At 74.3% G+C, this 25,577-nt stretch carries 25 protein-coding genes; 9 read left to right on the forward strand and 16 right to left on the reverse strand.

The genetic code is table 11. From position 1 onward, the window contains the following. Positions 1-141: 141 nt before the first annotated feature. From def to FA014_RS06870, 5 genes are all read left to right on the forward strand, one after another. Positions 142-627: a peptide deformylase gene (gene def / locus FA014_RS06850; RefSeq protein WP_154728949.1), complete on the forward strand. Its 486-nt coding sequence runs from the start codon at positions 142-144 to the stop codon at positions 625-627. 194 nt (positions 628-821) lie between these two features. Continuing rightward, positions 822-1,319 carry a DUF3145 domain-containing protein gene (locus tag FA014_RS06855; RefSeq protein ID WP_154728950.1) on the forward strand — a complete coding sequence of 166 codons (498 nt, stop codon included), beginning with the start codon at positions 822-824 and terminating at the stop codon, positions 1,317-1,319. Between the two features lie 265 nt (positions 1,320-1,584). Next, positions 1,585-2,058 carry an FMN-binding protein gene (locus FA014_RS06860; RefSeq protein WP_154728951.1) on the forward strand — a complete coding sequence of 158 codons (474 nt, stop codon included), beginning with the start codon at positions 1,585-1,587 and terminating at the stop codon, positions 2,056-2,058. Next, positions 2,045-2,941 (forward strand): FAD:protein FMN transferase, encoded by an 897-nt coding sequence (locus FA014_RS06865; RefSeq protein WP_154728952.1) that lies wholly within the window; start codon positions 2,045-2,047, stop codon positions 2,939-2,941. The genes FA014_RS06860 and FA014_RS06865 overlap by 14 nt, the downstream gene beginning before the upstream one ends. After that, positions 2,938-4,464, forward strand: a complete 1,527-nt coding sequence (locus FA014_RS06870) for an FAD-dependent oxidoreductase (RefSeq protein WP_154728953.1) — start codon at positions 2,938-2,940, stop codon at positions 4,462-4,464. The genes FA014_RS06865 and FA014_RS06870 overlap by 4 nt, the downstream gene beginning before the upstream one ends. 130 nt (positions 4,465-4,594) lie before the next feature. Here the strand turns inward: FA014_RS06870 and FA014_RS06875 are convergent, their stop codons facing one another. From FA014_RS06875 to FA014_RS06885, 3 genes are read right to left on the reverse strand one after another with little or no spacing between them, the layout of a single operon-like run. Next, the gene (locus tag FA014_RS06875; RefSeq protein WP_154728954.1) at positions 4,595-5,461 is read right to left on the reverse strand and encodes an alpha/beta fold hydrolase; all 867 of its coding nucleotides are present in this window, start codon (positions 5,459-5,461) and stop codon (positions 4,595-4,597) included. Positions 5,462-5,499: 38 nt separating this feature from the next. Then, a complete protein-coding gene (locus tag FA014_RS06880; RefSeq protein ID WP_154728955.1) occupies positions 5,500-6,507 on the reverse strand; it encodes an NADP-dependent oxidoreductase in 1,008 nt (335 codons plus the stop codon). A gap of 35 nt (positions 6,508-6,542) precedes the next feature. Next, entirely contained in the window at positions 6,543-7,412 is an 870-nt protein-coding gene (locus tag FA014_RS06885) for an alpha/beta fold hydrolase (RefSeq protein ID WP_154728956.1), read from the reverse strand. 219 nt (positions 7,413-7,631) lie between these two features. Between FA014_RS06885 and FA014_RS06890 the strand changes: the two genes are divergently transcribed. Next, a complete protein-coding gene (locus tag FA014_RS06890) occupies positions 7,632-7,802 on the forward strand; it encodes a hypothetical protein (protein ID WP_154728957.1) in 171 nt (56 codons plus the stop codon). Here the strand turns inward: FA014_RS06890 and FA014_RS06895 are convergent. Continuing rightward, positions 7,780-8,379, reverse strand: a complete 600-nt coding sequence (locus tag FA014_RS06895; protein ID WP_154728958.1) for a TetR/AcrR family transcriptional regulator — start codon at positions 8,377-8,379, stop codon at positions 7,780-7,782. The genes FA014_RS06890 and FA014_RS06895 overlap by 23 nt on opposite strands. 148 nt (positions 8,380-8,527) lie before the next feature. Between FA014_RS06895 and FA014_RS06900 the strand changes: the two genes are divergently transcribed. Further along, complete coding sequence (locus FA014_RS06900; protein ID WP_154728959.1) at positions 8,528-9,610, forward strand: alkene reductase; 1,083 nt, start codon at positions 8,528-8,530, stop codon at positions 9,608-9,610. Positions 9,611-9,722: 112 nt separating this feature from the next. Beyond that, the gene (locus FA014_RS06905) at positions 9,723-10,436 is read left to right on the forward strand and encodes an SDR family oxidoreductase (RefSeq protein WP_154728960.1); all 714 of its coding nucleotides are present in this window, start codon (positions 9,723-9,725) and stop codon (positions 10,434-10,436) included. A gap of 62 nt (positions 10,437-10,498) precedes the next feature. Here FA014_RS06905 and FA014_RS06910 read toward each other — a convergent pair whose 3' ends face one another. From FA014_RS06910 to FA014_RS06935, 6 genes are all read right to left on the reverse strand, one after another. Further along, the gene (locus FA014_RS06910) at positions 10,499-12,550 is read right to left on the reverse strand and encodes a glycoside hydrolase family 31 protein (protein WP_154728961.1); all 2,052 of its coding nucleotides are present in this window, start codon (positions 12,548-12,550) and stop codon (positions 10,499-10,501) included. A gap of 29 nt (positions 12,551-12,579) precedes the next feature. Next, positions 12,580-14,520 (reverse strand): glycoside hydrolase family 127 protein, encoded by a 1,941-nt coding sequence (locus tag FA014_RS06915; RefSeq protein WP_154728962.1) that lies wholly within the window; start codon positions 14,518-14,520, stop codon positions 12,580-12,582. 1 nt (position 14,521) lies between these two features. Continuing rightward, a complete protein-coding gene (locus FA014_RS06920) occupies positions 14,522-15,343 on the reverse strand; it encodes a carbohydrate ABC transporter permease (RefSeq protein ID WP_154728963.1) in 822 nt (273 codons plus the stop codon). Next, positions 15,340-16,320 carry a carbohydrate ABC transporter permease gene (locus tag FA014_RS06925; RefSeq protein WP_154728964.1) on the reverse strand — a complete coding sequence of 327 codons (981 nt, stop codon included), beginning with the start codon at positions 16,318-16,320 and terminating at the stop codon, positions 15,340-15,342. The genes FA014_RS06920 and FA014_RS06925 overlap by 4 nt, the downstream gene beginning before the upstream one ends. A gap of 61 nt (positions 16,321-16,381) precedes the next feature. Continuing rightward, on the reverse strand, positions 16,382-17,647 hold the full coding sequence (locus FA014_RS06930; RefSeq protein WP_230322934.1) for a sugar ABC transporter substrate-binding protein: 1,266 nt from the start codon (positions 17,645-17,647) through the stop codon (positions 16,382-16,384). 168 nt (positions 17,648-17,815) lie between these two features. Beyond that, positions 17,816-18,832 carry a LacI family DNA-binding transcriptional regulator gene (locus FA014_RS06935; protein ID WP_154728965.1) on the reverse strand — a complete coding sequence of 339 codons (1,017 nt, stop codon included), beginning with the start codon at positions 18,830-18,832 and terminating at the stop codon, positions 17,816-17,818. Between the two features lie 236 nt (positions 18,833-19,068). Between FA014_RS06935 and FA014_RS06940 the strand changes: the two genes are divergently transcribed. Continuing rightward, positions 19,069-19,968: an oxidoreductase gene (locus tag FA014_RS06940; RefSeq protein ID WP_154728966.1), complete on the forward strand. Its 900-nt coding sequence runs from the start codon at positions 19,069-19,071 to the stop codon at positions 19,966-19,968. A 15-nt stretch (positions 19,969-19,983) separates the two neighbouring features. On the opposite strand, the gene FA014_RS06945 is transcribed toward FA014_RS06940, so the two are convergent. The 6 genes from FA014_RS06945 to FA014_RS06970 all read right to left on the reverse strand — a co-directional run bounded on the left by FA014_RS06945 (position 19,984) and on the right by FA014_RS06970 (position 25,448). After that, a complete protein-coding gene (locus FA014_RS06945; protein ID WP_154728967.1) occupies positions 19,984-20,349 on the reverse strand; it encodes a RidA family protein in 366 nt (121 codons plus the stop codon). A gap of 125 nt (positions 20,350-20,474) precedes the next feature. Further along, on the reverse strand, positions 20,475-21,713 hold the full coding sequence (locus FA014_RS06950; RefSeq protein ID WP_154728968.1) for a beta-ketoacyl-[acyl-carrier-protein] synthase family protein: 1,239 nt from the start codon (positions 21,711-21,713) through the stop codon (positions 20,475-20,477). 148 nt (positions 21,714-21,861) lie between these two features. After that, positions 21,862-22,110 carry an acyl carrier protein gene (locus FA014_RS06955; RefSeq protein WP_146838928.1) on the reverse strand — a complete coding sequence of 83 codons (249 nt, stop codon included), beginning with the start codon at positions 22,108-22,110 and terminating at the stop codon, positions 21,862-21,864. A gap of 89 nt (positions 22,111-22,199) precedes the next feature. After that, positions 22,200-23,204: a beta-ketoacyl-ACP synthase III gene (locus FA014_RS06960; protein WP_154728969.1), complete on the reverse strand. Its 1,005-nt coding sequence runs from the start codon at positions 23,202-23,204 to the stop codon at positions 22,200-22,202. After that, complete coding sequence (locus tag FA014_RS06965) at positions 23,201-24,178, reverse strand: ACP S-malonyltransferase (RefSeq protein ID WP_154728970.1); 978 nt, start codon at positions 24,176-24,178, stop codon at positions 23,201-23,203. The genes FA014_RS06960 and FA014_RS06965 overlap by 4 nt, the downstream gene beginning before the upstream one ends. 100 nt (positions 24,179-24,278) lie before the next feature. Then, entirely contained in the window at positions 24,279-25,448 is a 1,170-nt protein-coding gene (locus FA014_RS06970) for a PucR family transcriptional regulator (RefSeq protein WP_230322935.1), read from the reverse strand. Positions 25,449-25,577: the final 129 nt, after the last annotated feature.

Consider the following 25,577-nt stretch of genomic DNA (forward strand, 5'->3'; position numbering starts at 1 on the left):
GGGCGGGCGGCGGCGTGGTCGCCCTGGCGGTCGTACGCGGCCGTGCACCTCTGGCGGGCCGCCGCGGCGCGCTGACCAGCCCGTCCCCGCGCCGCGCGCCCGGGCCGCGGATGCCGGGCGGGGCATGGAAGAATCGCGGGCATGGCGATGAGAGAGATCCGCGTGGTGGGCGACCCGGTGCTGCGCACCCCGTGCGAGCCGGTGACCACGATCGACGCCCGCGTGAAGGGCCTGGTCGAGGACCTGCTCGAGACGGTCGACCACGACGGTCGGGCGGGTCTGGCCGCGAACCAGATCGGCGTCGGGCTGCGGGCGTTCTCCTGGAACATCGACGACGAGCTCGGCTACGTGCTGAACCCGACGATCGTGGAGCTGTCCGAGGACTACCAGGACGGCGACGAGGGCTGCCTGTCCGTGCCCGACCTGTGGTTCCCGACCAAGCGCGCCTGGTACGCCCGGGTCGTCGGCCACGACCTCGACGGCAAGGAGGTCGTCGTCGAGGGCGTCGAGCTCATGGCCCGCTGCCTGCAGCACGAGGTGGACCACCTGGACGGCCACCTCTACATCGACCGGCTCGACCGGTCCGTGCGCAAGAAGGCCATGCGGGCGATCCGCGAGACCCTCTGAGGGCCGTCGGATCGTCCGGAACCCGGACGATCCGGGCTTCCGACGCGTGTTGAGGGCCGGAGCGCTGGTGCGCACCGGCCCTCATCAGGCATGCTGTCCTCAGCACGCCGCGTGTCGAGCACATGTCTGTTCACGTCCGGTAGGGACGAGGTCGTTGGGGAAGACGAACCTCGAGCCGATCCGGGAGGGATGACATGGCAGGTGCGATCACCCGCGGTGTTCTTTTCGTGCACTCCGCGCCGCGCGCGCTCTGCCCACACCTCGAGTGGGCGGCGGGCAACGTGCTGGGCTCGCGCGTGTCCATGGACTGGACCGAGCAGCCCGCCGCACCGGGGATGTTCCGTGCCGAGCACTCGTGGCAGGGGACCTCCGGCACTGGCGCACGCCTGGCGTCGGCCCTGCGCGGCTGGACCCACCTGCGCTACGAGGTCACCGAGGACACGAGCCACGGCAGCGACGGCGCCCGGTGGAGCCACACCCCCGAGCTGGGCATCTTCCACGCGCAGACCGACGTGCACGGCAACGTCGTCGTCCCCGAGGACCGCATCCGCGCCGCCCTCCAGCAGGCCGACGCCCGTGCCGTGCGCGAGGAGCTGGCGCTCGCGCTCGGGCAGGCGTGGGACGACGAGCTGGAGCCGTTCCGGTACGCGGGCGCGGGCGCGCCCGTGCGCTGGCTGCACCGCGTGGGCTGACCGCCGCGGCGCGGTCGTCGGCGGGTTCCTTCCGCCCAGTTCGCCGGTTGCGCGCCCACGGGCGGTGCGCAACCGGCGAACTCGCGCGCAACCGGCGAACTCGTGCGGCGACGCGCCCCACGTCCGGTGCCCCGCGGATGAGGGGCGGGCGCCTCGGGGATTCCCAGGCCGTTCCCAGCAAGCGTGCCTAGCGTCGTGTGCCACACGCAGTGCGATCGGATTCAACCAAGGGGTCCCGCGGGCCGGGACCAGGGGAGGACGACCCATGGCGCACACCACCCGACGCCGCACGCTCGGCCTGATGTCCGGCCTGTCCGTCCTCGTGGCGCTGGCGGCCTGCAGCAACGCGGACGCCGCCACGCAGGACGATGCCCAGTCCGACAGCTCCGCGCAGGACACGGCCGGCGCCGGCACGGACGGCACGGCCGGCTCGTCCACCGGCGGGTTCGCCGACGGCAGCTACACCGCCGAGGGCTCGTACTCGACGCCGGGCGGGCAGGAGTCGATCTCGGTCGACCTCAGCGTCGCCGACGGCGTGGTCACCGACGTCACGGTCACCCCCGAGGCGACCGGCGGCAACGCGGCGCGGTTCCAGGACGAGTTCGCCTCCGGCATCGCCGACGAGGTCGTGGGCCAGGAGCTGGCCGGGCTGTCCGTCGACAAGGTCTCCGGCTCGTCGCTCACCGGCGACGGGTTCAACGCGGCGCTCGACCAGATCCGCGCCGATGCCGCGGCCTGAGGCGACCGCCGCCTTCGACGCGATCGGCACCCGCTGGACGCTGGACACCGCCGAGCCGCTCCCGGACGCCGTCCTCGGCGCCGTGCGGGACCGGATCGACCGGTTCGACCGGGACTGGTCGCGGTTCCGGGACGACTCCTGGGTGGCGGAGGTCGCCCGCGGCGGGGCGGGGTCGTACCGGCTGCCGGACGACGCCGGGCCGCTCCTCGACGCGTACGACGAGGCAGCGCGGTGCACCCACGGGGCGGTCAGCCCGCTCGTCGGGCGCGCGCTGGAGGGGCTGGGCTACGACGCGGCCTACACGCTGCGCCCGCGCCGGGACGCCGACGGGTCGCTGCGCACCGCTCCGGCCCCCGACTGGCGCTCCGCGGCGCGCCGGGACGGCGCGACGCTCGTGCTCGACGAGCCGGCGCTCCTCGACGTCGGCGCGGGCGGCAAGGGCTACCTGGTCGACCTGGTGTCCGGCGTGCTCGCCGCCCACGGGGTCGCGGAGCACGTGGTGGACGCGGGCGGGGACCTGCGGGTGGCCGGGCTCGGCGCCGGGCCACTGACCGTCGCCCTGGAGGACCCCCGGGACACGACGCGCGCGCTCGGCGTGCTCCGGCTCGCCGACGGCGCCCTGTGCGGGTCGGCGACCAACCGGCGCGCCTGGGGCGAGGGGCTGCACCACGTCGTCGACGCCCGCACCGGCGCGCCGACGGCGGACGTGCTGGCCACCTGGGCGGTCGGGGATTCCGCCCTGGTGGCCGACGTGGCCGCGACGGCGCTGTTCTTCGCCGAGCCGGACCTGGTGGCGTCCCGGTTCGACGTCCGGTACGTGGTGCTGCGCGCCGACGGGAGCCTGCGCTGGTCCCTCGGCCTGGACGGGGAGGTGTTCGCGTGACCGCGCCCGTGCTCGCGTTCGCGTGGCTGGACGAGCGGCTGGGCCGCGTCACGATGTACCGGCTGCTGACCCTCGGCCTGTCGGCACTCGCGGTCGTGGCCCTGGTGCTGGCCGCGACCGACGTGATCTTCGTGGACCCGCTGGCCGTGCTCGTCAGCGCGGCGGTCGCCGTGGCGGCGTCGGTGGCGAGCGCCTGGGCCACCGCCCTGGCGTTCCGCACCCGGCCGCACACCGAATCGGCCGTCATCACCGGCCTGATCCTGCTGTTCCTGTTCTGGCCGACGCTCGAGGCCCGGTACCTCGGCACGCTCGCCCTGGCCGCGCTGCTGGCCAACCTGTCGAAGTACCTCCTGGCCTGGCGCGGCCGGCACGTGCTCAACCCCGCGGCCGCCGGCGCGCTGCTGGTCGGGCTCACCGGCTGGGACGCGACGACCTGGTGGGTGGCGGACCGGTGGCTGCTGGTGCCGGTGCTGCTGCTGACCCTCGTGGTCGTCGTCCGCACGCGGCGGTACGCGCTGGTCGGGACGTTCGTCGGGGTCGCGGTGCTGGCCGTCGCGATCCGGCTCGTGGCCGAGGGGTCGGCGCCGTGGCCGGCGGTCCAGGCGGCCGTGGTCTCCTACCCGATCCTGTTCCTCGGCGGGGTCATGCTCACCGAACCGCTGACCCTGCCGCCGCGCCGCTGGCAGCAGCTGGTCGAGGCCGTCGTCGTCGGCGGGCTGATGGCCGTGTCGTACCACGTCGGGCCGCTGTACAGCACGCCCGAGGCGGCGCTGGTGGTCGGCAACCTGATCGGCTTCGCCTGGGGCCAGCGCGGCGCCGTCCGGCTCGCGCTGACCCGGTCGACCCGGCTGACGCCGCGCACCGTCGAGCTCGCGTTCCGCGCCGACCGCCCCGTGCGGTTCCGGCCCGGGCAGTACGTCGAGCTGACGGTCCCGCACGCCCGGCCGGACGCGCGCGGCACCCGGCGGGTGTTCAGCGTGTCGTCGGCGCCGTCGGCGGGGGAGCTCACCGTGGCGCTGACGGTGCCCGAGCGGCCGAGCACGTTCAAGCGCGCGCTGGCCGCGCTGCCGATCGGTTCCCGGGTGCGGGCGACCGGCCTGGGCGGCGACTTCGTGCTGCCCGACGACGCGGGGCGACCGGTGCTGCTGGTGGCCGGCGGCATCGGGATCACACCGTTCGCGTCCCAGCTCGCGGCGCTGGTGGCGGCGGGGGAGCGCCGGGACGTGGTCCTGGTGCACGCCGTCACCGACCACGCCGACCTCGCCTACGCCGACGTGGCGCGGGCGGCCGGGGCCCGGGTGCTCGTGCTGTCGCCGACGCCGGACCTGGACAGCCTCCCCTCCGGGGCGGTGCACCTGGGAGAGCGGCGGCTGAGCGTCGAGGGGCTGACGGAGGCGGTGCCGGACCTGGCGCAGCGCGACGCCTACGTGTCGGGCCCGCCGGCGATGGTGGACGGGACGCGGTCGCTGCTCCGGCGCGCGGGCGCGCGGCGGGTGCGGACGGACGCGTTCAGCGGGTACTGAGCAGGACCTCGGGCGGGAGGACGCCCAACGGGATCCGCCGACCTCTCGTGCCCGGACGCCGCGCGCCCGGAGACGTGCGGCTCGGCGCTCATGATCGTGCCTGGCGTGCGGGGTCAGGTCGGTGTGCCGGTCACGTCGCGAGGAACGCCGCGGCGACGGGCGCGAACTCCTCCCAGTACTGGAACACGCCGCCGTGCCCGGAGTCGGGGTAGATGATCAGCTCGGAGCCCGCGATGCGCCGGTGCAGGTCCTCGGAGAGGACGGAGGGGACCATGCGGTCGTTGTCGCCGTTGGCGATCAGCGTCGGCTGGGTGAGGACGGACAGGTCCGACGGGGCGGAGCGGCCGTAGCGCTGGATGGCCTTGAGCTGGCGCCTGAAGCTCGTGTTGTTCATCGGCTTGTCGCGGTCGACGGTGCGCTCCTCGAGGCGTTCCACGAACGCCTTGCCGGCCTTCTTGCCCACCGCGTCGCGGTTGAAGAACAGGAACTCCTTGGGGTCGGAGCGGGTGACGACCGACCGGAGGATGTCCCAGTAGGTCACGCCCACGACCTTGTCGATGTTCTTCCCGCCGCGCGGGCCGGTGCCGGTGAGCACGAGCCTGCGCACCAGCCCGGGGTGCTCGACGACGAGGTCCTGGGCGATCATGCCGCCCATCGAGAACGAGAAGACGTCGATCGTGGTGCAGCCCAGACCCCGGGTGATGAACCGGTACGCGTCGTCCGCGGCCTCCTCGAGCGTGTCGGGCACCTGCCCGGACGAGGCGCCGACCCCGAGCTGGTCGAAGGTGATCACCCGACGGGTCTGCGCGATCGCGTCCACGATGCGCGGGTCCCAGTTGTCCAGGGTCGCGGCGAGGTGGACGAAGAAGACCACCGGGATCTCCTCCCTCGGTCCGAGCTCGCGGTAGGCGAAGGTGTCCCCGCCGACGGTGACGGTCTTCGCGGGTGCCTCCGCGTAGGAGGTGACGAGGGGTTCGGACGCGCTGCTGGTGCTCATGAGCTGCTCCGTGGTCGGTGGGTGGTGGATGGGCGAGGTCACGCGGGCCGGCCGGGCAGCTCGATGACGGCCTTGCCGCGGATGCTGCTCGACCCGAGGGACTGCAGGGCCTGCAGGGTCTGGTCGAAGGGGAACGTGGCGCCGACGACGGGCCGGACGACCCCGGCGTCGACGAGCTGGGCGAGCTGTCGCAGCTGCGCACCGGATGCGTGCACCCAGAGGAACTCGTAGCTCACGCCGAGCCGCTTCGCCGTGGCGCGGACCTTGCGGCTCAGCGCCGCGGTCGCCAGGCGGACGACGGGGTTCAGGCCCGCGGTCTTCGCGAACGCGGGGGTCGGGGGCCCGGAGATGCCGACGACCTTGCCGCCCGGACGCAGCACGGTGAGCGACGCGAGGACGTTCTCGGCACCGAGAGGGTCCAGCACGACGTCGTAGCCGGAGAGCTCGGCCCGGAAGTCCTGGGTGCGGTAGTCGATCACCACGTCCGCGCCGAGCTCGCGGACGAAGTCGGCGTTCTTCCCCGAGGCGGTGGCCGCCACGGTGGCGCCGAGGTGCTTGGCGAGCTGGATCGCGATGGTCCCGACGCCGCCGGCTCCGGCGTGGACGAGGACCTTCTGCCCGGCCCGCACGTCGCCCGCGTCCACCAGCGCCTGCCACGCGGTGAGCGCCACGAGCGGCAGCGACGCCGCCTCGACGGTGCTGACCGAGGCGGGGGCCAGGGCGAGATCGGCCTGGTCGACCGCGATGCGCTCGGCGAACGTCCCGATGCGGAAGTCGCGGGGTCGCGCGTACACCCGGTCGCCGATGCCGAACCCGCTGACGTGCCGGCCCGTGCGGATGACGGTGCCGGCCAGGTCGTGGCCGAGCGTGACAGGCGGCCGGTAGGGCAGGATCGCCCTGAACTCGCCCGACCGGATCCGCTCGTCGAGGTGGTTCAGGCTCGCTGCCTCCACCCTGATCAGGACGTCCTGGTCCCCAACGACGGGTTCCGGGACGTCGGCCTCGTGGGCGGGCTGCTGGTACGTGTCGAACACGAACGCTCGCATGGTGGCTTTCCCTCGGTGTGGATCGGTGGTCCCGGTCAGCGCTGCAGGAGACGGTTCATCACGTCGACGACGGCGCCCCGGTTCTGGGAGGCGACTCCGTGGCCGGAGTCGGGGAAGACGTGCAGGTCTGCGTCCGGGTACCGGGCCAGCAGGGCCCGCGCGTTGCCGACCGGCACCATGCGGTCGCTGTCGCCGTGCACGACCGACACCGACCCCCGGAACGAGCTCGGCGGCGCCGGGCCGTCGTGGCCCCACCGGTTCACCGCGCGCAGCTGCCCCCGGAGCACGCCGGGGGTGACGGGTGCGTCCCGGCCCGTGCGGCGCAGCCGCAGCCGCGCCCGGTACTCCGTCGCGGCCCGCCTCCCCGTCGTGGTGCGGGTGAAGAACAGCAGCGTGGTCGGGTCGGTGAAGGTGGCGGCGCCCCGCAGGATCGTGCGGACGGTGACGCCGGTCATCGCGGTCAGCCCCGGGCCGCCCTGCGGACCCGTGCCGGCGAGGACGACGCGTTCCACGAGCCCGGGGGACTGCCGGAGGATCTCCTGGGCGACCATGCCACCCATCGACAGGCCGAGCAGATCCACCCGGGACAGCCCCAGGGCGCGGATCGCGGCGATCGCGTCGGCGGCCATGTCGTCGAACCGGTCCCGGACCTGTCCCGTGGACCCGCCCACCCCTCGGTAGCCGAGCAGGATCACCCGCCGGCTCGCGGCGAGCGGGTCCACGAGCTCCGGGTCCCAGCTGTCGAGGTTCGCGCCGAGGTGCGTGAGGCCCACCAGGGGCGGGCCGCCGTCGACGGTGCCGAGCTCCCGGTAGACCAGCCGTGCACCGGCCGCCCCGACCGTGCGGGTCGGGGCGTCGGCGGAGCGCGCTGGCGGGCTGTCCGGTCGGTGGTGCGTGCCCGACATCTCGGCTCCTCGATCCTCGCGGGCAGCCCGGCGGGGGAGTCCCGAACGCGCAACCCGAGTGCGCTCAGTTTTGAGTACGATCAGTCACGCTGTCAAGAGGCGCCGGCGAGGGCAGTGCGACCTGGCTCGCCGGGGCGTCGCAGGCGGGTGCCGCAGGACGAGCGGTGCCGGATCGCGGGTGCTGCTCCGACCCTGGTCGCCCAGCGTGGCGTCGGTGGCGTGACCGCGCAGCAGATCGCCGACGGGCCCGACGTCGCGACGGGGACGCCGCACCGGTACGCGTCGACGACGGCGGGGCTGCTGATCCTGGTGCAGGAGCAGACGTCCGCAGCCGCCGTCGACGACGGCGGCCGCGGGGCTGCCGTCGTCAGTGCGGCAGGATCGCGGTGACCTGGCGGCGGACGTCGCGCAGGACGTCCTCGACGCCGGCAGCGGCGTTCTCGCCGGCCGCCATCGTGAGGAACAGCACCGCGGACACGACCCGGGAGAGCGTCGCGGCGTCCGTCTCGACCCGCGGGTCGCGGCTCAGGACCGCGGACACCGCGTCCTCGGTCTGCGCGACGATCTCGAGCGCGGTGCGGTGGTGGGGTTCCGCGGGGTCGCCGAACACCATCTCGCGCAGGTAGGTGCGCCCGTTGTCGACCTGCGCGCGGTTGCACTCCACGACCGGGCGCACGATCGCCATCACCGCGTCCACGACCTCGGGGGTCCTTTCGGCGGCGGCCCGCCCCCGGGCGAGGGCGTCGGCGTAGGCCGTGTTCTGCACGAGCAGCAGCAGCTCGCCCTTGGTCCTGGCGTAGAGGAACAGCGTCCCCGTGCCGATGTCGGCCCGCTCGGCGATCTGCTGGGTGGTCACGTCGTCGACCCCGTGCGCGGCGAACAGCTCGCCTGCCGCGGCGACGATCCGCGCGAGCTTGGCCTGCTTGTTGCGCTCACGTCGCCCGATCGGCGACTGGTCGACAGACATGGGTCTCCTCGGGGAATAGGCACTGACTGCGCTCAGTTATGAGTCTAGTCGCCGCCATGGGGCTCGGGCCGCGCCCGAGCCGATGATCCCACGACGGGCTCTCCTCGCGGCGGCGGCGTCCCGGACCACCCGACGTGAGGAACTGCGCATGTCCCCTTCTCCCGCTCCGCTCTGGCAGCCGTTCACCCTCGGACGGGTCGAGCTGGACCACCGGCTCGCCCTGGCCCCGATGACCCGCAACCGCGCCCACCCGGACGGCACCCCCGGGGACCTGGCGGCGACCTACTACGGTCAGCGCGCCTCGCTCGGGTTGATCATCACCGAGGGGACCCAGCCGTCGGAGGACGGGCAGGGCTACCTGAACACGCCCGGGATCTACACCGCCGAGCACATCGACGGCTGGCGCACGGTCGCCGACGCCGTGCACGCCGGCGGGGGGCACCTGTTCATCCAGCTGATGCACGTCGGCCGGATCTCCCACCCCGACAACACGCCGCACCACCGCCGGCCGGTGGCACCCTCTGCCGTCTCGGCCGAGCAGGACATGGTCACGCCGGAGGGCGTCAAGAAGACCCCGGTGCCGCGTGAGCTGAACCCGGAGGAGATCCAGACCGTGATCGGGGAGTTCCGGCACGCGGCGGCCTCCGCGGTCGCCGCCGGCGCGGACGGGGTGGAGATCCACGGCGCGAACGGCTACCTGCTGCACCAGTTCCTGTCCCCGAACGCCAACCACCGCACCGACGCCTACGGCGGTTCGGTGCAGAACCGCGCCCGGTTCGTGATCGAGGTCGCTCGCGCCGTCGCCGACGAGATCGGCGCCGACCGCACGGGCATCCGCATCTCTCCCGCCTTCCCGCTGGGCGGGCTCGACGAGGGCGACACCGAGGCGGTGCGCGTCCAGTACCGGTACCTGGTGGGCGAGCTGGCCGGGCTGGGCCTCGCCTACCTGCACGTGCACCACCTCGGCGACGACGAGCTGCTGCGCTCCTTCCGCGAGGCGTGGCCCACCGCGTTGCTCGTGGTGCGGTACGGACGCGGGCGCGAGCAGATCGCCGGCGACATCGAGAACGGCCTGGCCGACATCGCGCCGCTCGGGCGGTTCGCGCTGGCCAACCCCGACGTCGTCGAGCGCCTGCGCACCGGCGCTCCCTTCAACGAGCTCGACCCGGCGACCCTCTACACCGGCGGGGCAGCGGGCTACACCGACTACCCGACGCTCGCTCGGGTCTGAGCACCCCGGTCCCCCCGCTCGTCCGGGCCCCCTGCCCCGGGCGAGCGGGGTCACGCCGACCGGTCACCCCGGCGGCGACACGTCCCACCACCACGAAGGAAGCACACAGACGATGCCCACTCTTGACGGAGCAGCTGTCCTGGTCACCGGCGCGAACGGAGGCATCGGCACGCACTTCGTGCACGAGGCCCTGGCGCGCGGCGCGGCCAAGGTCTACGCCAGCGCGCGCCACCCCCGCAGCTGGGACGACGAGCGCGTCGTGCCCCTGACGCTGGACGTCACCGACGCGGCGTCCATCCGTGCCGCGGTGGCGGCGGCCCCCGACGTGACCGTGCTGATCAACAACGCCGGGGCGTCGGTGTCCAGCGCCGGGATCCTGAACCACACGGAGGAGGAGATCCGCCGCAACGTCGAGACCAACTTCCTCGGCCCGCTGTTCCTCGCCCGCGCGTTCGCGCCGGTGCTGTCGAGCAACGACGAGTCGGTGCTGATCGACATCCACTCGCTGCTCAGCTGGTACGCCACCGCGGGGATCTACTCCGCGACCAAGGCCGCGCTGTGGTCGGCGACGAACTCCCTGCGTCTGGAGCTCGCCCCCGCCGGGGTGCACGTCGTGGGCGTGCACGTCGGGTACGTCGACACCGCGATGGCGGCCGGCACCACGGCGCCCAAGCTGGACCCGGCGGTCCTCGTGCGCACGGTGTTCGACGCCGTCGCCGCCGGTGAGTTCGAGGTGCTCGCCGACGAGGGGTCGATCCGGGCCAAGGCCGGGCTGAGCGCCCCCGTCGAGGTCGTCTACCCCGAGCTCAAGGCCGCGCGCGCCTGAGCCGGAGGGTGGCCCCGTCGTCTCGCGGCGGGGCCACCCGCACCTGTCCGTCCGCCGCCGGGTCAGGACGCGGTCGTGCTGCCCACCAGGTGCGGCAGGGCGCCGTCCCGCAGGAAGACCGGGACGACGTCGACCGGGGTGGGGACGCGGACGACCGCGCCCCCGTCGTGCACGGCGCCCGTCGCCATGTCGGTCCAGCGCGCGCCGGCCGGCAGGTAGACGTCGCGCTCCGCCGCGCCCGCCCGCAGCACGGGCGCGACCAGCACGTCCGGGCCGAGCAGGAACTGGTCGTCGACGGTCCACGCCCGCCCGTCGCCGGGGAAGTCGTGGAACAGCCCGCGCATCACCGGCTGCCCGGCCTCGTGCGCGGCTCGCATCACGTCGCGCAGGTACGGCCGCAGGGCCTCGCGCAGCCGGACGTACCGGCTGAGGACCTCGAACACGTCCTCGCCGAAGCTCCACAGCTCGTTCGGCCCGCCGCTGCGCAGCCGTCGTGAGCCGTCGGCCGCCGTGACCTGCTCGTAGGGCAGGCGATCGCCGTGCAGCCGCATCACGGGGCAGAACGCGCCGAACTGGAACCACCGGATGAGCAGCTCGTGGAAGGCCGGGTCCGTCACGTCGCCGCGGTGGAAGCCCCCGATGTCGGTGGTGAACCACGGGATCCCGGCGACGCCCATGTGGATGCCGGCGGTCACCTGGCGACGCAGGTCGTCGAAGGTCGACGAGATGTCGCCGGACCACACCAGCGCGCCGTGGCGCTGCGAGCCCGCCCACGCGCACCGCAGCAGCGCGAGCGGCTGGTCGTCCCCGTCGGCGCGCAGACCGTCGGCGACGGCCTGGGCGAACCGCTGCGGGTACAGGTTGCCGACCTTCGCGGCGGGACCGAGGTGGTACCGGTAGGCGTCGAGGTCGTACTCGCCGTACTCGGGTTCGGCCTCGTCCAGCCAGAACAGGCGGATCCCGTGCTCGCCGTAGTTCCGGCGCAGCGTGCGCCAGAGCCAGTCCCGGGCACGGGGGTCGGTGACGTCGAGGAACGCGCTCGGTCCCTCGAACGCCATGTGCACGTCGAGGCCCCGGTCGGCGCGCACGAGCAGGTTGCCGCGGGACAGCTGGGCGTAGTTCTCCGACGCGCTGGCGACCTGCGGCCACACCGAGACCATCAGCTCGACGCCGAGCTCGCGCAGCTCCGCGACCATCGCGGCGGGGTCCGGCCAGAACTCGTCCTCGAACCGGAAGTCGCCCATGTGCGGCCAGTGGAAGAAGTCCGCGACGACGACGTCCATCGGCAGCCCGCGACGACGGTGCTCGCGCACCACGTCGAGCAGCTGCTCCTGGTTCCAGTAGCGCAGCTTGCACTGCCAGAACCCGAGGCCGTGCTCCGGCATCATCGGCGCGTGCCCGGTGGCGTCCGCGTACCGGGCGGCGATCTCGGCGGGCGTGGCGGCGGCGGTGATCCAGTAGTCCAGCCGCTCGGTGACGCCCGCGTGCCACTCCGTGCGGTTGGTCGCGAACGTCGCCCGGCCGACCGCGGGGTTGTGCCAGAGGAACCCGTAGCCGGCGCTGGACATCACGAACGGCACCGACGCCTGGGAGTTGCGGTGCGCGAGCTCCAGGGTGCTGCCCTTGAGGTCGAGGACGTGCTGCTGGTACTGGCCCATGCCGTACAGGCGCTCGCCGGGCACCGGGTCGAAGGCCGCGGTGACGGCGAGGTCGCCGCCGAGGTGGGGGCGCAGGTCGCGCGCCCGCAGGTGCAACGACCCGCCGGGGTCGACCTCCCGGAGCAGGAGCCGGCCGGTGGCCGCGTCGTGGAACGCCAGGTGGCAGCGGGCGACCAGGTAGCCGCGGGCCTCGTGGTGCAGGAGCGTCTCGGTGAGCACGACCCGCATCCGCCCGTGCTCGAGCGTCGCGACGTGCCCGTCGACGGTCACCGCGGCGCCCGCGTGCGTGGCGTCGGCGGGCGGCAGCAGGGCCCAGTCGTCGTCGCCGACGTCGGACTTCAGCGCCGCGCGGACCCGCACGGAGTCGGCACCCCACGGCTCGACGACCAGGGTCTCGCCGCCGCCGCGCCAGGTCACGCGCGCGCCGTCGACCTCGAACCCGTGCGGGAGCGCCATCGGTTCCACGTCTGCCTGCCTCTCCGCGGTCACGGTGCGACCACCGGGAGGAACACCCGCATGGCACTCGGACCCCGTTCGGCCCACCGGTGGTAGGGGACGAGCGCGACGTCCGCCGCGCCGTCGGCGAGGTCGGCCCGTCGGGTCGGGCCGTAGGGGAACGCCTCGTCACGGGTGCCGGCACCCCGCAGCACGACGCGCGCACCGGTGCCCCCGTCGTCCGCGGGCTCCGCCGTGGTGTCGACCCGCACGTCGTCGAGCGGGAGCCCGGCGGGGAGATCGGCGTCCTCCAGGCACAGCACCAGGGGCCCGCGTTCGACCGCGACGCAACCGCGCACCGCGTCCACGCGTGGGTCGGGCCAGGTCCAGCGGGGCGCGACCGGCAGCCGGAGCACCACCTCGTCGCCGGCCGCGACGTCGACCTCGGCCCAGCCGGGCTCGACGGTGCGCAGGCGCTCGCGGGCGGTGACCTCGGCGCCGGCCGCCCACGACGGGACGCGCAGCCGCAGCGTCACGGGCCGGTCCGGCGCGTCGACGACGCGGACGCGCACCTCGCCGTCGACCGGGTACCGCGTGCAAACCTCCAGCTCGACGGTCTGCCCGTCGCGCAGCCCGAGCGCGTAGCGGCCCGGCGCGTACTGCAGGAGGGTGACGGCGTCGGAGTGCAGGTCGACCGCCGCGGCGTACGTCGTCCAGGACGCCAGGGTGCGGGCCACGTTGGTCGGGCAGCACGACACGTCGAACCAGGGTGCGCGCACCCCGCCCTCGGCACGCGGGTTCTCCTCGTCCTCGCGCACGTCCGTGCCCGCCGTGCGCTGGTGCAGGGGGTTGGCGTAGAAGAACGCCCGGCCGTCGGACCGCGGGGAGGTCGCGACGACGTTGTAGAAGGTGCGCTCGATCAGGTCGGGGTACCGCACGTCACCGGTGGCGAGGTAGAGCCGCCAGGAGGTCATGATCGAGGCGACGCCCGCGCAGGTCTCGCAGTAGGCGCGGTCCGGCGGCAGCTCCCAGTCCTCGCCGAAGCCCTCGTCCTGGTGCCGGGAGCCCATCCCGCCGGTGAGGTAGGTGCGCCGCGCCACGGACCGGTCCCACTGCCGCGCGACGGCGGCGTGCAGCTCGTGGTCCTCGGTCTCGGCCGCGATGTCGAGCGCGGCCGCCGCGAGGTACAGCTGGCGCACCGCGTGCCCGCGCCACGCGTCGGACTCCCGGACCGGGACGTCGTCCTGGAAGTAGCCGGGCCCGCGCAGCGGGACCGGCCCGAGCAGGCCGTGGCCGCGCCGCTCGACGAACAGCGCGGCCTGGGCGACGTACCGCGGTTCGTCGAGCGCCCGCCCGAGCTCGACGAGGCCGAGCTCGATCTCGGGGTGGCCGCAGATCCCGGCGCGCCCGTCGGGGCCGAACGTGCGGCAGACCTCGTCGGCGGCGCGTCGTGCGACGTCGACGAGCGGGTCCGGGCCGACCGTCCGCCACCGCGCGACCGCGGCCTGGAGCAGGTGGCCGGTGCAGTACAGCTCGTGCCCCTCCTCGAGGTCGCTGTACCGGGCGGGCTGCCCGTCGTGGCCGAACGCGGTGCCGAGGTAGCCGTCGGCGTCCTGCGCCCGCGCGACGCGCGCGGTGAGGTCGCGGAACATCGTGTCCGCCTCGACGTCGCCGGTGCGCCCGTGCTCCCAGGCGAGGGCCTCGAGCAGCTTGTAGACCTCGGAGTCGGCGAACGGCCAGCCGGTGCGGACGACACCGGGGCGACCGGTGACGCCGTCGGCGACGTGGTCGAAGTTCGCGAGCCAGCCGAGGCGGTCGATCCAGTCCCGGCAGTGCCGCAGGCTCACGCCGGCGTTGACGCGCTGCCGGTCGGACCAGAAGCCCGGCGCGAGCGTGATCTCGTCGAGAGCGGCACCGCGGTGGCGGTGCGCCCGCGGGGCCAGCGCGACGACCGGACGCCGGGCGGGCGCGATGGTGGGGGTGTGCGTCATGTCAGTCCTTCACGGCTCCCGCGGTGACGCCGGCCGCGACGTACCGCTGGGCGACGACCAGCAGCACCGCGGCGGGGATCGACGCGACGACGGCCGTGGCCATGATCGCGTTCCACTGCGTGGTGTTGTTGCCGATGTAGTGGTAGATGCCGAGCGTGATCGGGATGAGGTCGCCGTTGCGGTTCAGGGTGGACGCGAAGATGAAGTCCGACCACGCCCACAGGAACGCGAACAGCGAGACGGTGAGGATCGAGTTGCGGCTCATCGGCAGCACGATCGACCGGAACACGCGCCACACGCCGGCGCCGTCGATGCGGGCCGCCTCGGTCATCTCGCGGGGGATCCCCGACATGAACGCGGTGAACAGCAGGACGGCGAAGGGGACCGCGACCGTGGAGTCGGCGACGATCAGCCCGCCGAGGGTGTTGAGCAGGTCGAGCCGCACGTAGATCGCGTAGAACCCCATGGCCATCACGACGCCGGGGATCATCTGCGCGACGAGCAGGAGGAAGTTCAGCGGCCCGCGCCCGCGCAGCCGCAGCAGCGCGATCGCGTAGCCCGCAGGGGCGGCGATCAGCAGCGTCAGAGCGACGCAGCCGAGGCCGAGGAGCAGGCTCGTGCCCAGGTTCGGCAGCTGCTGGCGGAACACCGCCTCGTAGCCCTCGAAGGTCGGGGCGACCGGGAAGACGTGCGGCGGGTCCCGACGGAGGTCCCCGGTCTGCGTCAGCGAGACGTTGAGCATCCAGTAGACCGGGAACAGCATCAGCGCGGTGAACAGCAGGCCGAGGCCCGTCTTCCACCAGGGACGGCGGGTGGTGGTCATGGCTGCTTCTCCTGCCTGCGCTGCAGCTGCACGTAGACCAGGCCGATGGCCAGGGCCACGAGGATGAGGATGTTGCCGACGGCGGCGGCGGGGGAGAAGTCCGGCTGCCCGGTGCCGAAGGCCTCGCGGTAGGACCAGACCGCCAGGGTCGTGGACGCGTTGGCCGGGCCGCCCGTCGTCATCACCCAGATCACGTCGACGACCTTGAGGGTGTAGACGAACCCGAGGAGCAGCGTGATGGCCGAGACCGGCCGCAGCAGCGGGAAGGTGATCCGCCAGAACTGCTGCCAGGCGTTCGCGCCGTCCAGCGACGCCGCCTCGTAGACGTCACCCGGGATGTTCTGGAGCCCCGAGTACAAGATCACCAGGTTGAACGGGATACCGAGCCAGATGTTCGCGATCGTCACCGACCAGATGGCCAGCGACGGGTCGGTGAGCCAGTTGATCTGCCCGATGCCGAACGCCTGCAGGGCCGAGTTCACGATGCCGTTGTCGCCGTTCAGCATCCACGACCACGTCGACGCCGAGACGATGAGCGGCAGCAGCCACGGCACCAGGAACATGCCGCGCAGCACGGCCGAGAGCCGGAACGAGGTCCGGAAGAACACCGCCAGCGCGAGCCCGATGGCGTACTGGAACACCAGCGACACGAGCACGAAGATCAGCGTGTTCCGGACCGCGGTGGGGAACGTCGCCGAGGTCAGGACGTCCCGGAAGACGTCCAGGCCGACGAACTCGGCGTTGCCCTGGACGAAGGCGCGCACGTTGTAGTCGTGCACGCTCAGGTCGATGTTGCGGTAGAGCGGGAAGGCGTAGAACACCAGCAGGTACGCCAGCAGCGGCAGGGCGAACGCGAGCGCCGCCCACTGGGTCGAGCGCACGCGGCGCAGCGGTGCCGTCCGGCGGACCTCAGGAGGGGTGCTCCCGTCCCGGCCGGGGCTGCCTGCGCTCCCGAGCCTGGTCGAGATCGTGGTCATGTCGTCCTCGTCTTCGTGGGGACGGGACGGGGCGGGGCGCACGACGCCCCGCCCCGCGCCGTCAGGAGGTGGCGGACTCCGCCGCGGCCTGGGCCTCGGTCAGCGCGTCCTGCGGGGTGGCGGCGCCCGAGAGCGCCTTCTGGACCGCGGTCCACAGCTGCTCCGAGATCAGCGGGTAGTCCGTGCCGAGGTCGTCGCTCGTGCGCCCCTTGGCGTCCTGCACCGCCCCGACCCAGGTGTCCAGCTCCGGGTGCTCCGCCAGCAGCGCCTCCTGGCCCTCGGCGGTCGACGGGATGTAGTAGGCGAACGTCTCGGCGGTCTGGACCAGGCCGTCCGTCGTCGTCATGCACTCGATGATCTGGCTGGTCGTCTCGTAGCGGTCGGTGTCCTCCTGCACCGGGGCGACGATGAACTCACCACCGGTCGGGGCGGGCGCGCCGCCGCCGTCCATCGCGGGCAGCTGGATGTAGCCGGTCTCGAAGCCGGCCTCGGCCGCGCTGTTGACCTGCCAGGTGCCGTTCTCCGCGAACGCGAAGTCGCCGGTGAGGAACTCCTCCCAGGTGGTGTTCTGCGAGTTCGTGATCGCGGACTGCTGGGCGTAGCCCTTGTCGAGCCAGTCGGTCCACAGCTGGAGCGCCTGGACGGCCTCGGGGGAGTCGAGCTGACGCAGGTCGGCACCCGCGCCCCAGAACCAGGGCAGGAACTGGAACGAGCCCTCCTCGGTGTTGATGCCGGCGAACGTGATGCCGGTGCGGCCGGCGGCCGCGACCTTGGCGAGCGCGTCGTCCAGCGTGGCCCAGTCGGTGATCGTCGCCGGGTCGACGCCGGCGGCGTCCAGGATGGCCTTGTTGTAGTACAGGGCCAGCGTGTTGGCCCCGATCGGGATGCCGTACGTGTCGCCGTCGACGACGCCCGCGTCGAGCAGGTTCTCGTCGAACGCGCTCGTGTCGAAGCCGAGCTCGTCCATCGTCGTGAGCATGCCGGTGTCGGCCAGGGTGGAGACGGCGGGGTTGTCGATCAGGATGATGTCCGGCGACGTCCCCTCCTGCGCGGACAGCAGCGCCTGGTTGGTCAGCGCGGTCGTGTCGTAGGCGGTGCGCTCGATCGTGACGCCGGCCTCCTCGCCGCACGCCTGGACGCGCTTGTCCCAGTCGGACCCGTCCTCGTGCTGCGGGTACGGGTCCCACCAGGTGAACGTGGTGTCGCCGCCGGCGCTGGCACCGTCGGACCCGTCGGACCCGTCGGATCCGGACGAGCAGGCGGTCAGCGCCACCGAGGCGGCTCCGACCAGGCCCAGCACCCGGACGGGCATGGGGATTCGCTTCACAGCATTCCTCCTTGAATCGGTGAACGAGCGGCCGTCGGGCAGCCGCCAGCGGCCCGTGCGCGTGCGCCTGGGCAGAGGGGGGTGGCCGGGCCAGCGGGGGTGGTGCTGGACCGGTGGAGGGCGAGCCTGCTGACGCAGGACGACGGGGTGGCCGCGGGCGGCGGCGGCTCAGGCCGGGGGCGGGCCGGTGCTGCCCCGGTCGATGATCTCGGGCGAGATGAAGCGGACGACGTGCGGGCCCGCCCGCTCGGGCCGCTCGATGCGCTCCACGAGCGCGCGGACCGCCATGCGCCCGAGGCGGTCGGGCGCGGACTCGACCGCCGAGTACGGCAGCGAGAACGTGCGCGCGAACTCGTCGGAGTACCGGCCGATCACCGACAGGTCCCGCGGCGCGGTCAGCTGCCGCTCGGTCAGGACGGTGGGGAGGGCGGCCGCGGCCGCCTCGTTGTTGAGGAGCAGCCCGGTCGCCTCGGGGTGCGCGTCGAGCAGCTGGTGCAGCTGCCGGCCGACCTCGGGCTGCCGTGCCGCGCCGAACGCGGTGTGCAGGCGGATACCCAGGCGCTCGGCGCGGTCCTTCGCGGCGTTCTGCAGCCGCCACACGTACGCGCCGCCGCGCTCGACCACGTGCTCGGGCTGCGAGACGAGGACGAGGTCGCGGTGCCCGAGCCGGTGGAGCGTGTCGACCATGACGCGCCCGGCCTCCTCGAAGTCGAGGTCGAACACGTCGACGCCCGCGCAGTCCGCGGGCAGGCCGACCAGTGCACCCGGTTGCGGCGCGTCGCGCAGGATCGGCAGGCGCGCGTCGTCCTCGGCCACGTTCAGCAGCACGATGCCGTCGACCATGCGGGAGTTCGTGATGCGCTTCAGCGCCCGGGTCCCGTCCTCCTCCGTGACGAGGAGGATGTCGTAGCCGAGCTCGCGGGCCGTGTCGGAGACGCCGACGATGTACTGGAGCATCGCCGGGGCGAACTCGTCGGGGAGGAACTGCGCGAGCAGCCCGATGACCATCGTCTGCGAGGTGGCGAGCGCGCGGGCCCCGGCGTTCGGGGTGTAGCCGAGGTCGGCGACCGCGCGGGCGACCCGGGCCTGGACCTCGGGCGAGATCGCGCGCTTGCCCGACAGCGCGTACGACGCGGTGCTGCGGGACACGCCCGCCACCCGCGCCACGTCACCGATGGTGGCCACATCGCCTCCTTGCCGACTGGTCGTCCGCTCGGGGGCCAGGATGGCACACCAGCGAACCGGTTCGACAGTAGCGCGGGGGATGCCCTCGTTCAAGCCCCGGAACGAGGCGCATCGAGCGATCGGTGATCGAATCGGTTCGACGTTCCGCGGGCGAACCCCGGGCTGATCACCCGCGACCGGCCCGCGGCGCGACCGCCACCGGGACCGGCCGAGCGGCGGCGCGTACCCTCGCCGGTGTGACCCCGAGCGCACCCCCCGCCACGATCGCCCTGGTCGGACCCGGCGCCATCGGCACCACCGTCGCCGCGGCCCTGCACGAGTCGGGCCGGACGCCGCAGCTGTGCGGCCGCACGCCGCGCGACCGCCTGGTGCTCCGGACGGGGGAGGGTGCCGTCGAGGTGCCGGGACCGGTCCGGACGGACCCGCGGGAGGTCCGCGCGCCCGTCGACCTCGTGCTGCTCGCGGTCAAGGCGACCCAGGTCGACGGCGCGGCGCCGTGGCTGTCGGCGCTGTGCGGGCCGGGCACCGTGGTGTGCGTGCTGCAGAACGGCGTCGAGCAGGTGCCGGTCGTGGCGCCGCTGGCGCCCGGGGCCGAGGTGCTGCCCGCGGTGGTCTGGTTCCCGGCGCAGGCCGAGCCCGACGGGTCCGTCCTGCTGCGCGGCGAGCCCCGGCTCACGCTGCCCGACGCGCCCGCGGCGGCGGTCGTCCAGGAGGCGCTGCGCGGCAGCCGGTGCGCCGTCGACCTCGCCGCGGACTTCCCCACGGTCGCGTGGCGCAAGCTGCTGCAGAACGCCGCCGCGGGCCTCATGGTCCTGACCGGCCGGCGCTCCGCCGCGTTCCGCCGCGACGACCTGGGCGACCTGGCGCTGCGCTACCTGCGGGAGTGCCTGGCGGTCGCCCGGGCGGAGGGCGCGGCGCTCGGGGACGACGTGCCCGAGGCGATCCTCGACGGCTTCCGGTCGAACCCGCCCGACATGGGGACGTCGATCCTCGCCGACCGGGAGGCCGGGCGGCCGCTCGAGTGGGACGCCCGCAACGGGGTCGTGGTCCGCCGCGCCCGGGCGCACGGCATCCCGACGCCCGTGGGGGACGTGCTGGTCCCGCTGCTCGCGGCCGCGAGCGACGGCCCGGGCTGACCGCCGCGGGGGGCGTCAGGGCGCCGCGACCCCCCGGTGCGCCACCGCGTCGAGCTGGAACCGCAGCCCTTCGTGCGCGAACGCCGTCTGGATCGACTTCCGGGCCGGGTACCCGGCGGTGAACCGCTCCCGGAACACCGCCTCCATCGCCGGGATCTCCCAGATGTCCGCGAACAGGGCGTCGACCTGCACCACGTGGGTCAGCGACAGCCCGATCGTCGCCAGCCGCGCCTCGAGGGTGTCGAGCGCGCCGTGCACCTGCTCGGTGGTCGTGCCGGTGGTGCGGCCCACGCAGTAGGAGACGAACACGAGGCCGCCGGCGGCGACCATCCCCGCGTGCGCCCAGCCCTCGTGGATCTCGTACCGGGTGATCGCGTCCATGCGGCGCACCGTACCGCCGCCCGGAGCCCGTCGGGCGGGAACGGGTGGGGCGTCCTGCCCGACACGCCGGTGCGTGTCGGGCAGGACGCCCCACCCGGGGGACCGCGAGGGCAGAAGGGCCCGGGTCAGGCGTTCGTGACGACCAGCGCGACGTTGTGGCCGCCGAAGCCGAACGAGTTGTTCACGACCGCGAGGTCGCCCTCGGGCAGCGCCCGGGGGGTGTCCCGCACCAGGTCGAGCACGAGCTCCGGGTCCGGCTTCTCGACGTTGATCGTCGGCGGGGCCTGGCGGTCGTGCACGGCGAGCACCGAGAACACCGTCTCCAGCGCGCCCGCGCCGCCCAGCAGGTGGCCCGTCATCGACTTGGTGGCCGACAGCGCGACCTGGTCGGCGTCGGAGCCGAGCGTCTCGCGGACGCCGCGGGCCTCGATGAGGTCACCCACGACCGTCGAGGTCGCGTGCGCGTTGACGTGCTTGACGTCGGCGGTGCCGATGCCGGCGTCCTTCATCGCCATCCGCATCGCCGCGATCTGGCCGCGGCCGGTCGGCTCGGGGGAGGTGATGTGGTACCCGTCCGACGACAGGCCGACGCCGGCGACGGCCGCGTACACCTTCGCGCCGCGGGCCCGGGCGTGCTCCTCGGACTCCAGGACGACGATGCCGGAGCCCTCGCCGATGACGAACCCGTCGCGGTCGACGTCGTACGGCCGCGACGCGCGGGCCGGGTCGTCGGTGCGGGTCGACAGCGTGCGGGACGCGGCGAACGCGGCCATCGGCATCGGGTGGATGGTGGCCTCGGTGCCGCCCGCGATGACGACGTCGGCGCGGCCGGTGCGGATCATCTCGACGCCGTAGCCGATCGCCTCGGCGCCGGACGCGCAGGCCGACACCAGGGCGTGCGCCCCGGCGCGGGCGCCGAACTCCAGCTCCACGTACGCGGACGGCGAGTTCGGCATGAGCATGGGGACGGTCATCGGCAGCACGCGGCGCGCACCCTTCTCGCGCAGGGTGTCCCAGGCGTCGAGGGTCGTCCAGATGCCGCCGATGCCGGAGGACACGACGACGCCGAGCCGCTCGGGGTCGACCTCGGGGGCGCCGGCGTCGGACCACGCCTCGCGCGACGCGATGATCGCGTACTGCGCCGAGGGGTCCATCTTCTTCATCTCGGGCCGGGGGAGGACCTCCTCCGGGCGGACCGCGAGCGTGGCGGCGAAGTCGACCGGCAGGCCGTAGGTCTCGGCCCAGTCGTTGTCGAGGGTGCGCGCGCCCGACGTGCCGGCCAGGGCCGCCTGCCAGGTGGTGGGGACGTCCCCGCCGAGCGGGGTCGTGGCGCCGAGGCCGGTGACGACGACTCGCGTGCTCATGAGGTGCTCCTGGGGTGTCGGGTGCGTGCGGGTGGTTCAGGGGGTCCCGGGCGGTGCCGGGACGCGACCGGGGTCCGCACCGCGGGAGCGCTGGGCTCCCGGACGCCGCGCGGAGGCGGCGGTGCGGCGCGGACCCCGGTCGGGTGTCTCAGGCCTGGGCGTTCGAGATGAACGACACCGCGTCGCCGACGGTCGCGAGGTTCTTGACCTCGTCGTCCGGGATGCGGACCTCGAACTTCTCCTCGGCCAGGGTCACGATCGTCATCATCGACAGGGAGTCGATGTCGAGGTCGTCCGTGAACGACTTCTCGGGCAGGACCGAGTCGGTCGGCAGGCCGGTCTCCTCGCTGACGATCTCGGCCAGGCCGGCCAGGATCTCCTGCTCGCTGTGCGCCATCGGTGTCTCCTTGGTTGTGTGCTGCGCCCCACCGTGAGGTGCGGCGACGGTCGTGCGGTCGATGAACGGTACTGCGGCCGGGTGCCCCGTCAGGGCAGCACGACCACCTGGGCGGCGTAGACGAGGCCCGCGCCGAAGCCGATCTGCAGGGCCAGCGCGCCGCTGGACACCTGGCCCTCGCGCAGCAGCCGCTCGGTCGCGAGCGGGATGGACGCCGCCGAGGTGTTGCCGGTGTCGGCGATGTCCCGGGCGACCGCGACGGTGTCGGGCAGCTTCAGCTGCTTGATCATCTGGTCGATGATCCGCATGTTCGCCTGGTGCGGGATGAACGCGTCGATCTGGTCGGCGGTGACGCCCGCGGCGGCCATGGCCTTCTCGGCCACCGGGGCCATCTGCCAGACGGCCCACTTGAAGACGCTCGGGCCCTCCTGGCGCAGCGTCGGCCAGCCGGCGCCGTTGTCGCGGACGTCGATCCACGAGTGCGTCTGGCGGATGGCCTGCGACTGCGAGCCGTCCGAGCCCCACACGGTCGGGCCGATGCCGGGGGTGTCGGACGGGCCGATGACGACCGCGCCCGCGCCGTCGCCGAGCAGGAACGAGATGGAGCGGTCGGTCGGGTCGATGAAGTCGCTCATCTTCTCCGCGCCGATGACCAGCACGTTCCGGGCGGCGCCGGCGCGCACCAGGGCGTCCGCCTGGCCGATGCCGTAGCAGTAGCCCGCGCACGCGGCCGACACGTCGAACGCGGCGGCGGGGGTCGCCCCGAGCCGGTCGGCGAGGATCGCGGCGCCCGACGGCGTCTGGTGGAAGTAGGTGACGGTCGCGAGGATGACGGCGTCGATGTCGGAGCCCTGCAGGCCCGCGTTCTCGATCGCCTGGCGGCCGGCGCGCTCCGCGAGGTCGAGGACGTCGGTGTCGGCGCCCGCACGGGTGCGGGTGACGATGCCGGTGCGCTGGCGGATCCACTCGTCGGAGGAGTCGATCGGGCCGACCAGGTCGTCGTTCGGGACGACGTTCTCACCGCGGGCGGCGCCCAGGCCGAGGATCCGCGTGTGGGCGGGGCCGGTGGCCTGGGTCAGGGTGGGGCGGGTCACTGGGCGGTCTCCCGGGAGTCGTCGGAACGGTCGCCGTCGGGGGTCGAGGCGTGGCGGGCGACCAGGTCCCGGGCGGCGGGCAGGTCGGCCGGCGAGGTGATCGCGACCGTCTCCACCCCGGGCAGGCTACGCCGGGCCAGGCCCTTGAGCACACCACCGGGGGCGAGCTCCAGGAGGCCGGTGACGCCGAGCGCGGCGAGGGTCGCCTGGCACAGGTCCCAGCGCACCGGGGAGGCGATCTGGGACACCAGGCGCGCCAGCACGTCGGCGCCCGCGGTGCCCGGGCCGAAGGCGGTGCCGTCGGCGTTGGTGAGCAGGGCCAGGCGGGGCGAGGAGGTCGTGGCACCGGCGGCCACCGCGGCGAACGCGTCCCGCGCGGGGTGCATGAACGGCGTGTGGAACGCGCCGGCGACCTGCAGCGGCACGACGCGGGCGCGGGCCGGCGGGTTCTCGGCGAACCGGGCCAGCGCGTCCTGCGCCCCGGCGGCGACGACCTGGCCGCCGCCGTTGACGTTGGCGGGCCACAGGCCGGCCGCCTCGATCGCGGCGAGCACCTCGTCCGGGTCGCCGCCCAGGACGGCGGTCATGCCGGTCGGCTCCACGGCCGCGGCCTCGGCCATGAACCGGGCGCGCTGCCCGACCAGGGCCACCGCGGCGGCGTCCTCCAGCACGCCGGCGACGGCCGCGGCGGCGAGCTCGCCGACCGAGTGCCCCGCCGTGGCGCCGGCCGCGACCGGGCCGCCCTCGTCCTCCAGCGCGCGCAGCGCCAGCAGGGAGGTCGACACGATCAGGGGCTGGGCCACCGCGGTGTCGCGGATGGTGTCCGCGTCGGAGGTCGTCCCGTGGGCGGTCAGGTCGACGCCCGACGCCTCCGAGAAGGCCGCCAGGCGGTCGGCGGAACCGGGCAGCTCGAGCCAGGGCGCGAGCATGCCGGGGGTCTGGGCGCCCTGTCCGGGGCAGACGATCGCGAGCACCCGACCACTCTGCCGGTCCGCGCGCGCCGCGCCCGCTCACGACCCGCACACGGTTGCCGGGTCCGGCTTGTCCGGGTCCCACAACGGCGGCGGGGCGCGGTCAGGCGCCGGGGTGGTCCAGGCGGCCGACCGCGAGGGCCTGCTGCAGGACGTACGCCTCGCGCGGGTCCAGGGGGTCCCAGCCCGTCACCTCGGCGACGCGGCGCAGGCGGTACCGGACCGTGTTCGGGTGCACGTAGAGCGTGCGGGCCGCCGCCTCCAGGCTCCTGCCCGCCGCCAGGTAGGCGGTCAGCGTCTCCAGCAGGCTGCCGGTGCTGGCCAGCAGCGGGACGTAGGCCTGCTCGACCAGCAGCGCCCGGGCGCTCGCGTCGCCGACCAGGACCCGCTCGGGCAGCAGGTCGTCGGCGAGCACCGGGCGGGGCGCCTGCGGCCACGCCGAGATCGCCACCAGCCCGGCGAGCGCGGCCCGGGCGGAACGGGCGGCGTCGGCGAGGTCGGTCCCGGTCGGGCCGAGCACCACGGGGCCGGGCCCGAACCGGGGGAGCAGCGACGCGGCCGCCTCGCGCAGGTCGCCGGTGCCGCCGAGGAACACGACCAGCCGGTCGCCCTGGATGCCGACCAGCGCGTCGTCCGCGGCGCGCCGGGTGGCGCGGCGCAGGTCCGAGGTCCGCACGTCGTCCAGCGGGGAGGCGGTGGTGCCGACGACGACCAGCGTGCTGCCGCGCCCGCTCCAGCCGAGCGCCGCGACCCGGGACCGCAGGGAGTCGTCGACGTCGCCGCGGAGCAGCGCGTCGACGACCAGCGCCTCCAGCCGGGCGTCCCAGGCGCCGCGCACCTCGGCGGCGCGGGCGTAGACCTCGGCCGCGGAGAACGCGACCTCGCGGGAGTACCGCAGCACGGCCTCCAGCAGGTCCCGCTCGCCGCCGGGCGCCGCGAGCCGGTCGCTGTGCGACTCCACGACGTCCACCACCACGCGCACCAGCTGCAGCGTGTGCTGCAGGGAGATCGACCGGGTCAGCTCCGGCGGGGCGGTCGCGAAGATCTCACCCACCCCGTGCGGCGGGCGGGACGGGTCGGCGAACCAGGTGACGAACGCGGTGATGCCGGCCTGCGCGACCAGGCCCACCCACGAGCGGTCGTCGGCGGGCAGCGCCCGGTACCAGTCGAGGTCCTCGTCCAGGCGGCGCATCGCGGCGGCGGCCAGGACGCCGCTGCCCTCGCGGACGCGGCGCAGGGTCTCGCCGTTGCTCGCGTCCGGCGCGGTGGCGATCCGCCCGGCGCGGGTCCGGTTGCGGGCGGGGGACAGGCCGTCGGCGGCGGCGGGGGCGGGGGCTGCGAGGGCGGAGGTCGCGGGCGCGGTCGTCGGCGGGGTGGTCCCCGCCGGGGCGGTGGCGCCGGG

It is taken from the genome of Cellulomonas hominis (genome assembly GCF_005239125.1).
Taxonomy (GTDB): Bacteria; Actinomycetota; Actinomycetes; order Actinomycetales; family Cellulomonadaceae; genus Cellulomonas; species Cellulomonas hominis_A.

Bases quoted from the DNA above. Each gene is read 5' to 3' on its own strand.
- def (WP_154728949.1), top strand. From the start codon at position 142: ATGGCGATGAGAGAGATCCGCGTGGTGGGCGACCCGGTGCTGCGCACC.
- FA014_RS06855 (WP_154728950.1), top strand. From the start codon at position 822: ATGGCAGGTGCGATCACCCGCGGTGTTCTTTTCGTGCACTCCGCGCCG.
- FA014_RS06860 (WP_154728951.1), top strand. From the start codon at position 1,585: ATGGCGCACACCACCCGACGCCGCACGCTCGGCCTGATGTCCGGCCTG.
- FA014_RS06865 (WP_154728952.1), top strand. From the start codon at position 2,045: ATGCCGCGGCCTGAGGCGACCGCCGCCTTCGACGCGATCGGCACCCGC.
- FA014_RS06875 (WP_154728954.1), bottom strand. From the start codon at position 5,461: ATGAGCACCAGCAGCGCGTCCGAACCCCTCGTCACCTCCTACGCGGAG.
- FA014_RS06880 (WP_154728955.1), bottom strand. From the start codon at position 6,507: ATGCGAGCGTTCGTGTTCGACACGTACCAGCAGCCCGCCCACGAGGCC.
- FA014_RS06885 (WP_154728956.1), bottom strand. From the start codon at position 7,412: ATGTCGGGCACGCACCACCGACCGGACAGCCCGCCAGCGCGCTCCGCC.
- FA014_RS06895 (WP_154728958.1), bottom strand. From the start codon at position 8,379: ATGTCTGTCGACCAGTCGCCGATCGGGCGACGTGAGCGCAACAAGCAG.
- FA014_RS06900 (WP_154728959.1), top strand. From the start codon at position 8,528: ATGTCCCCTTCTCCCGCTCCGCTCTGGCAGCCGTTCACCCTCGGACGG.
- FA014_RS06905 (WP_154728960.1), top strand. From the start codon at position 9,723: ATGCCCACTCTTGACGGAGCAGCTGTCCTGGTCACCGGCGCGAACGGA.
- FA014_RS06910 (WP_154728961.1), bottom strand. From the start codon at position 12,550: ATGGCGCTCCCGCACGGGTTCGAGGTCGACGGCGCGCGCGTGACCTGG.
- FA014_RS06915 (WP_154728962.1), bottom strand. From the start codon at position 14,520: ATGACGCACACCCCCACCATCGCGCCCGCCCGGCGTCCGGTCGTCGCG.
- FA014_RS06920 (WP_154728963.1), bottom strand. From the start codon at position 15,343: ATGACCACCACCCGCCGTCCCTGGTGGAAGACGGGCCTCGGCCTGCTG.
- FA014_RS06925 (WP_154728964.1), bottom strand. From the start codon at position 16,320: ATGACCACGATCTCGACCAGGCTCGGGAGCGCAGGCAGCCCCGGCCGG.
- FA014_RS06945 (WP_154728967.1), bottom strand. From the start codon at position 20,349: ATGGACGCGATCACCCGGTACGAGATCCACGAGGGCTGGGCGCACGCG.
- FA014_RS06950 (WP_154728968.1), bottom strand. From the start codon at position 21,713: ATGAGCACGCGAGTCGTCGTCACCGGCCTCGGCGCCACGACCCCGCTC.
- FA014_RS06955 (WP_146838928.1), bottom strand. From the start codon at position 22,110: ATGGCGCACAGCGAGCAGGAGATCCTGGCCGGCCTGGCCGAGATCGTC.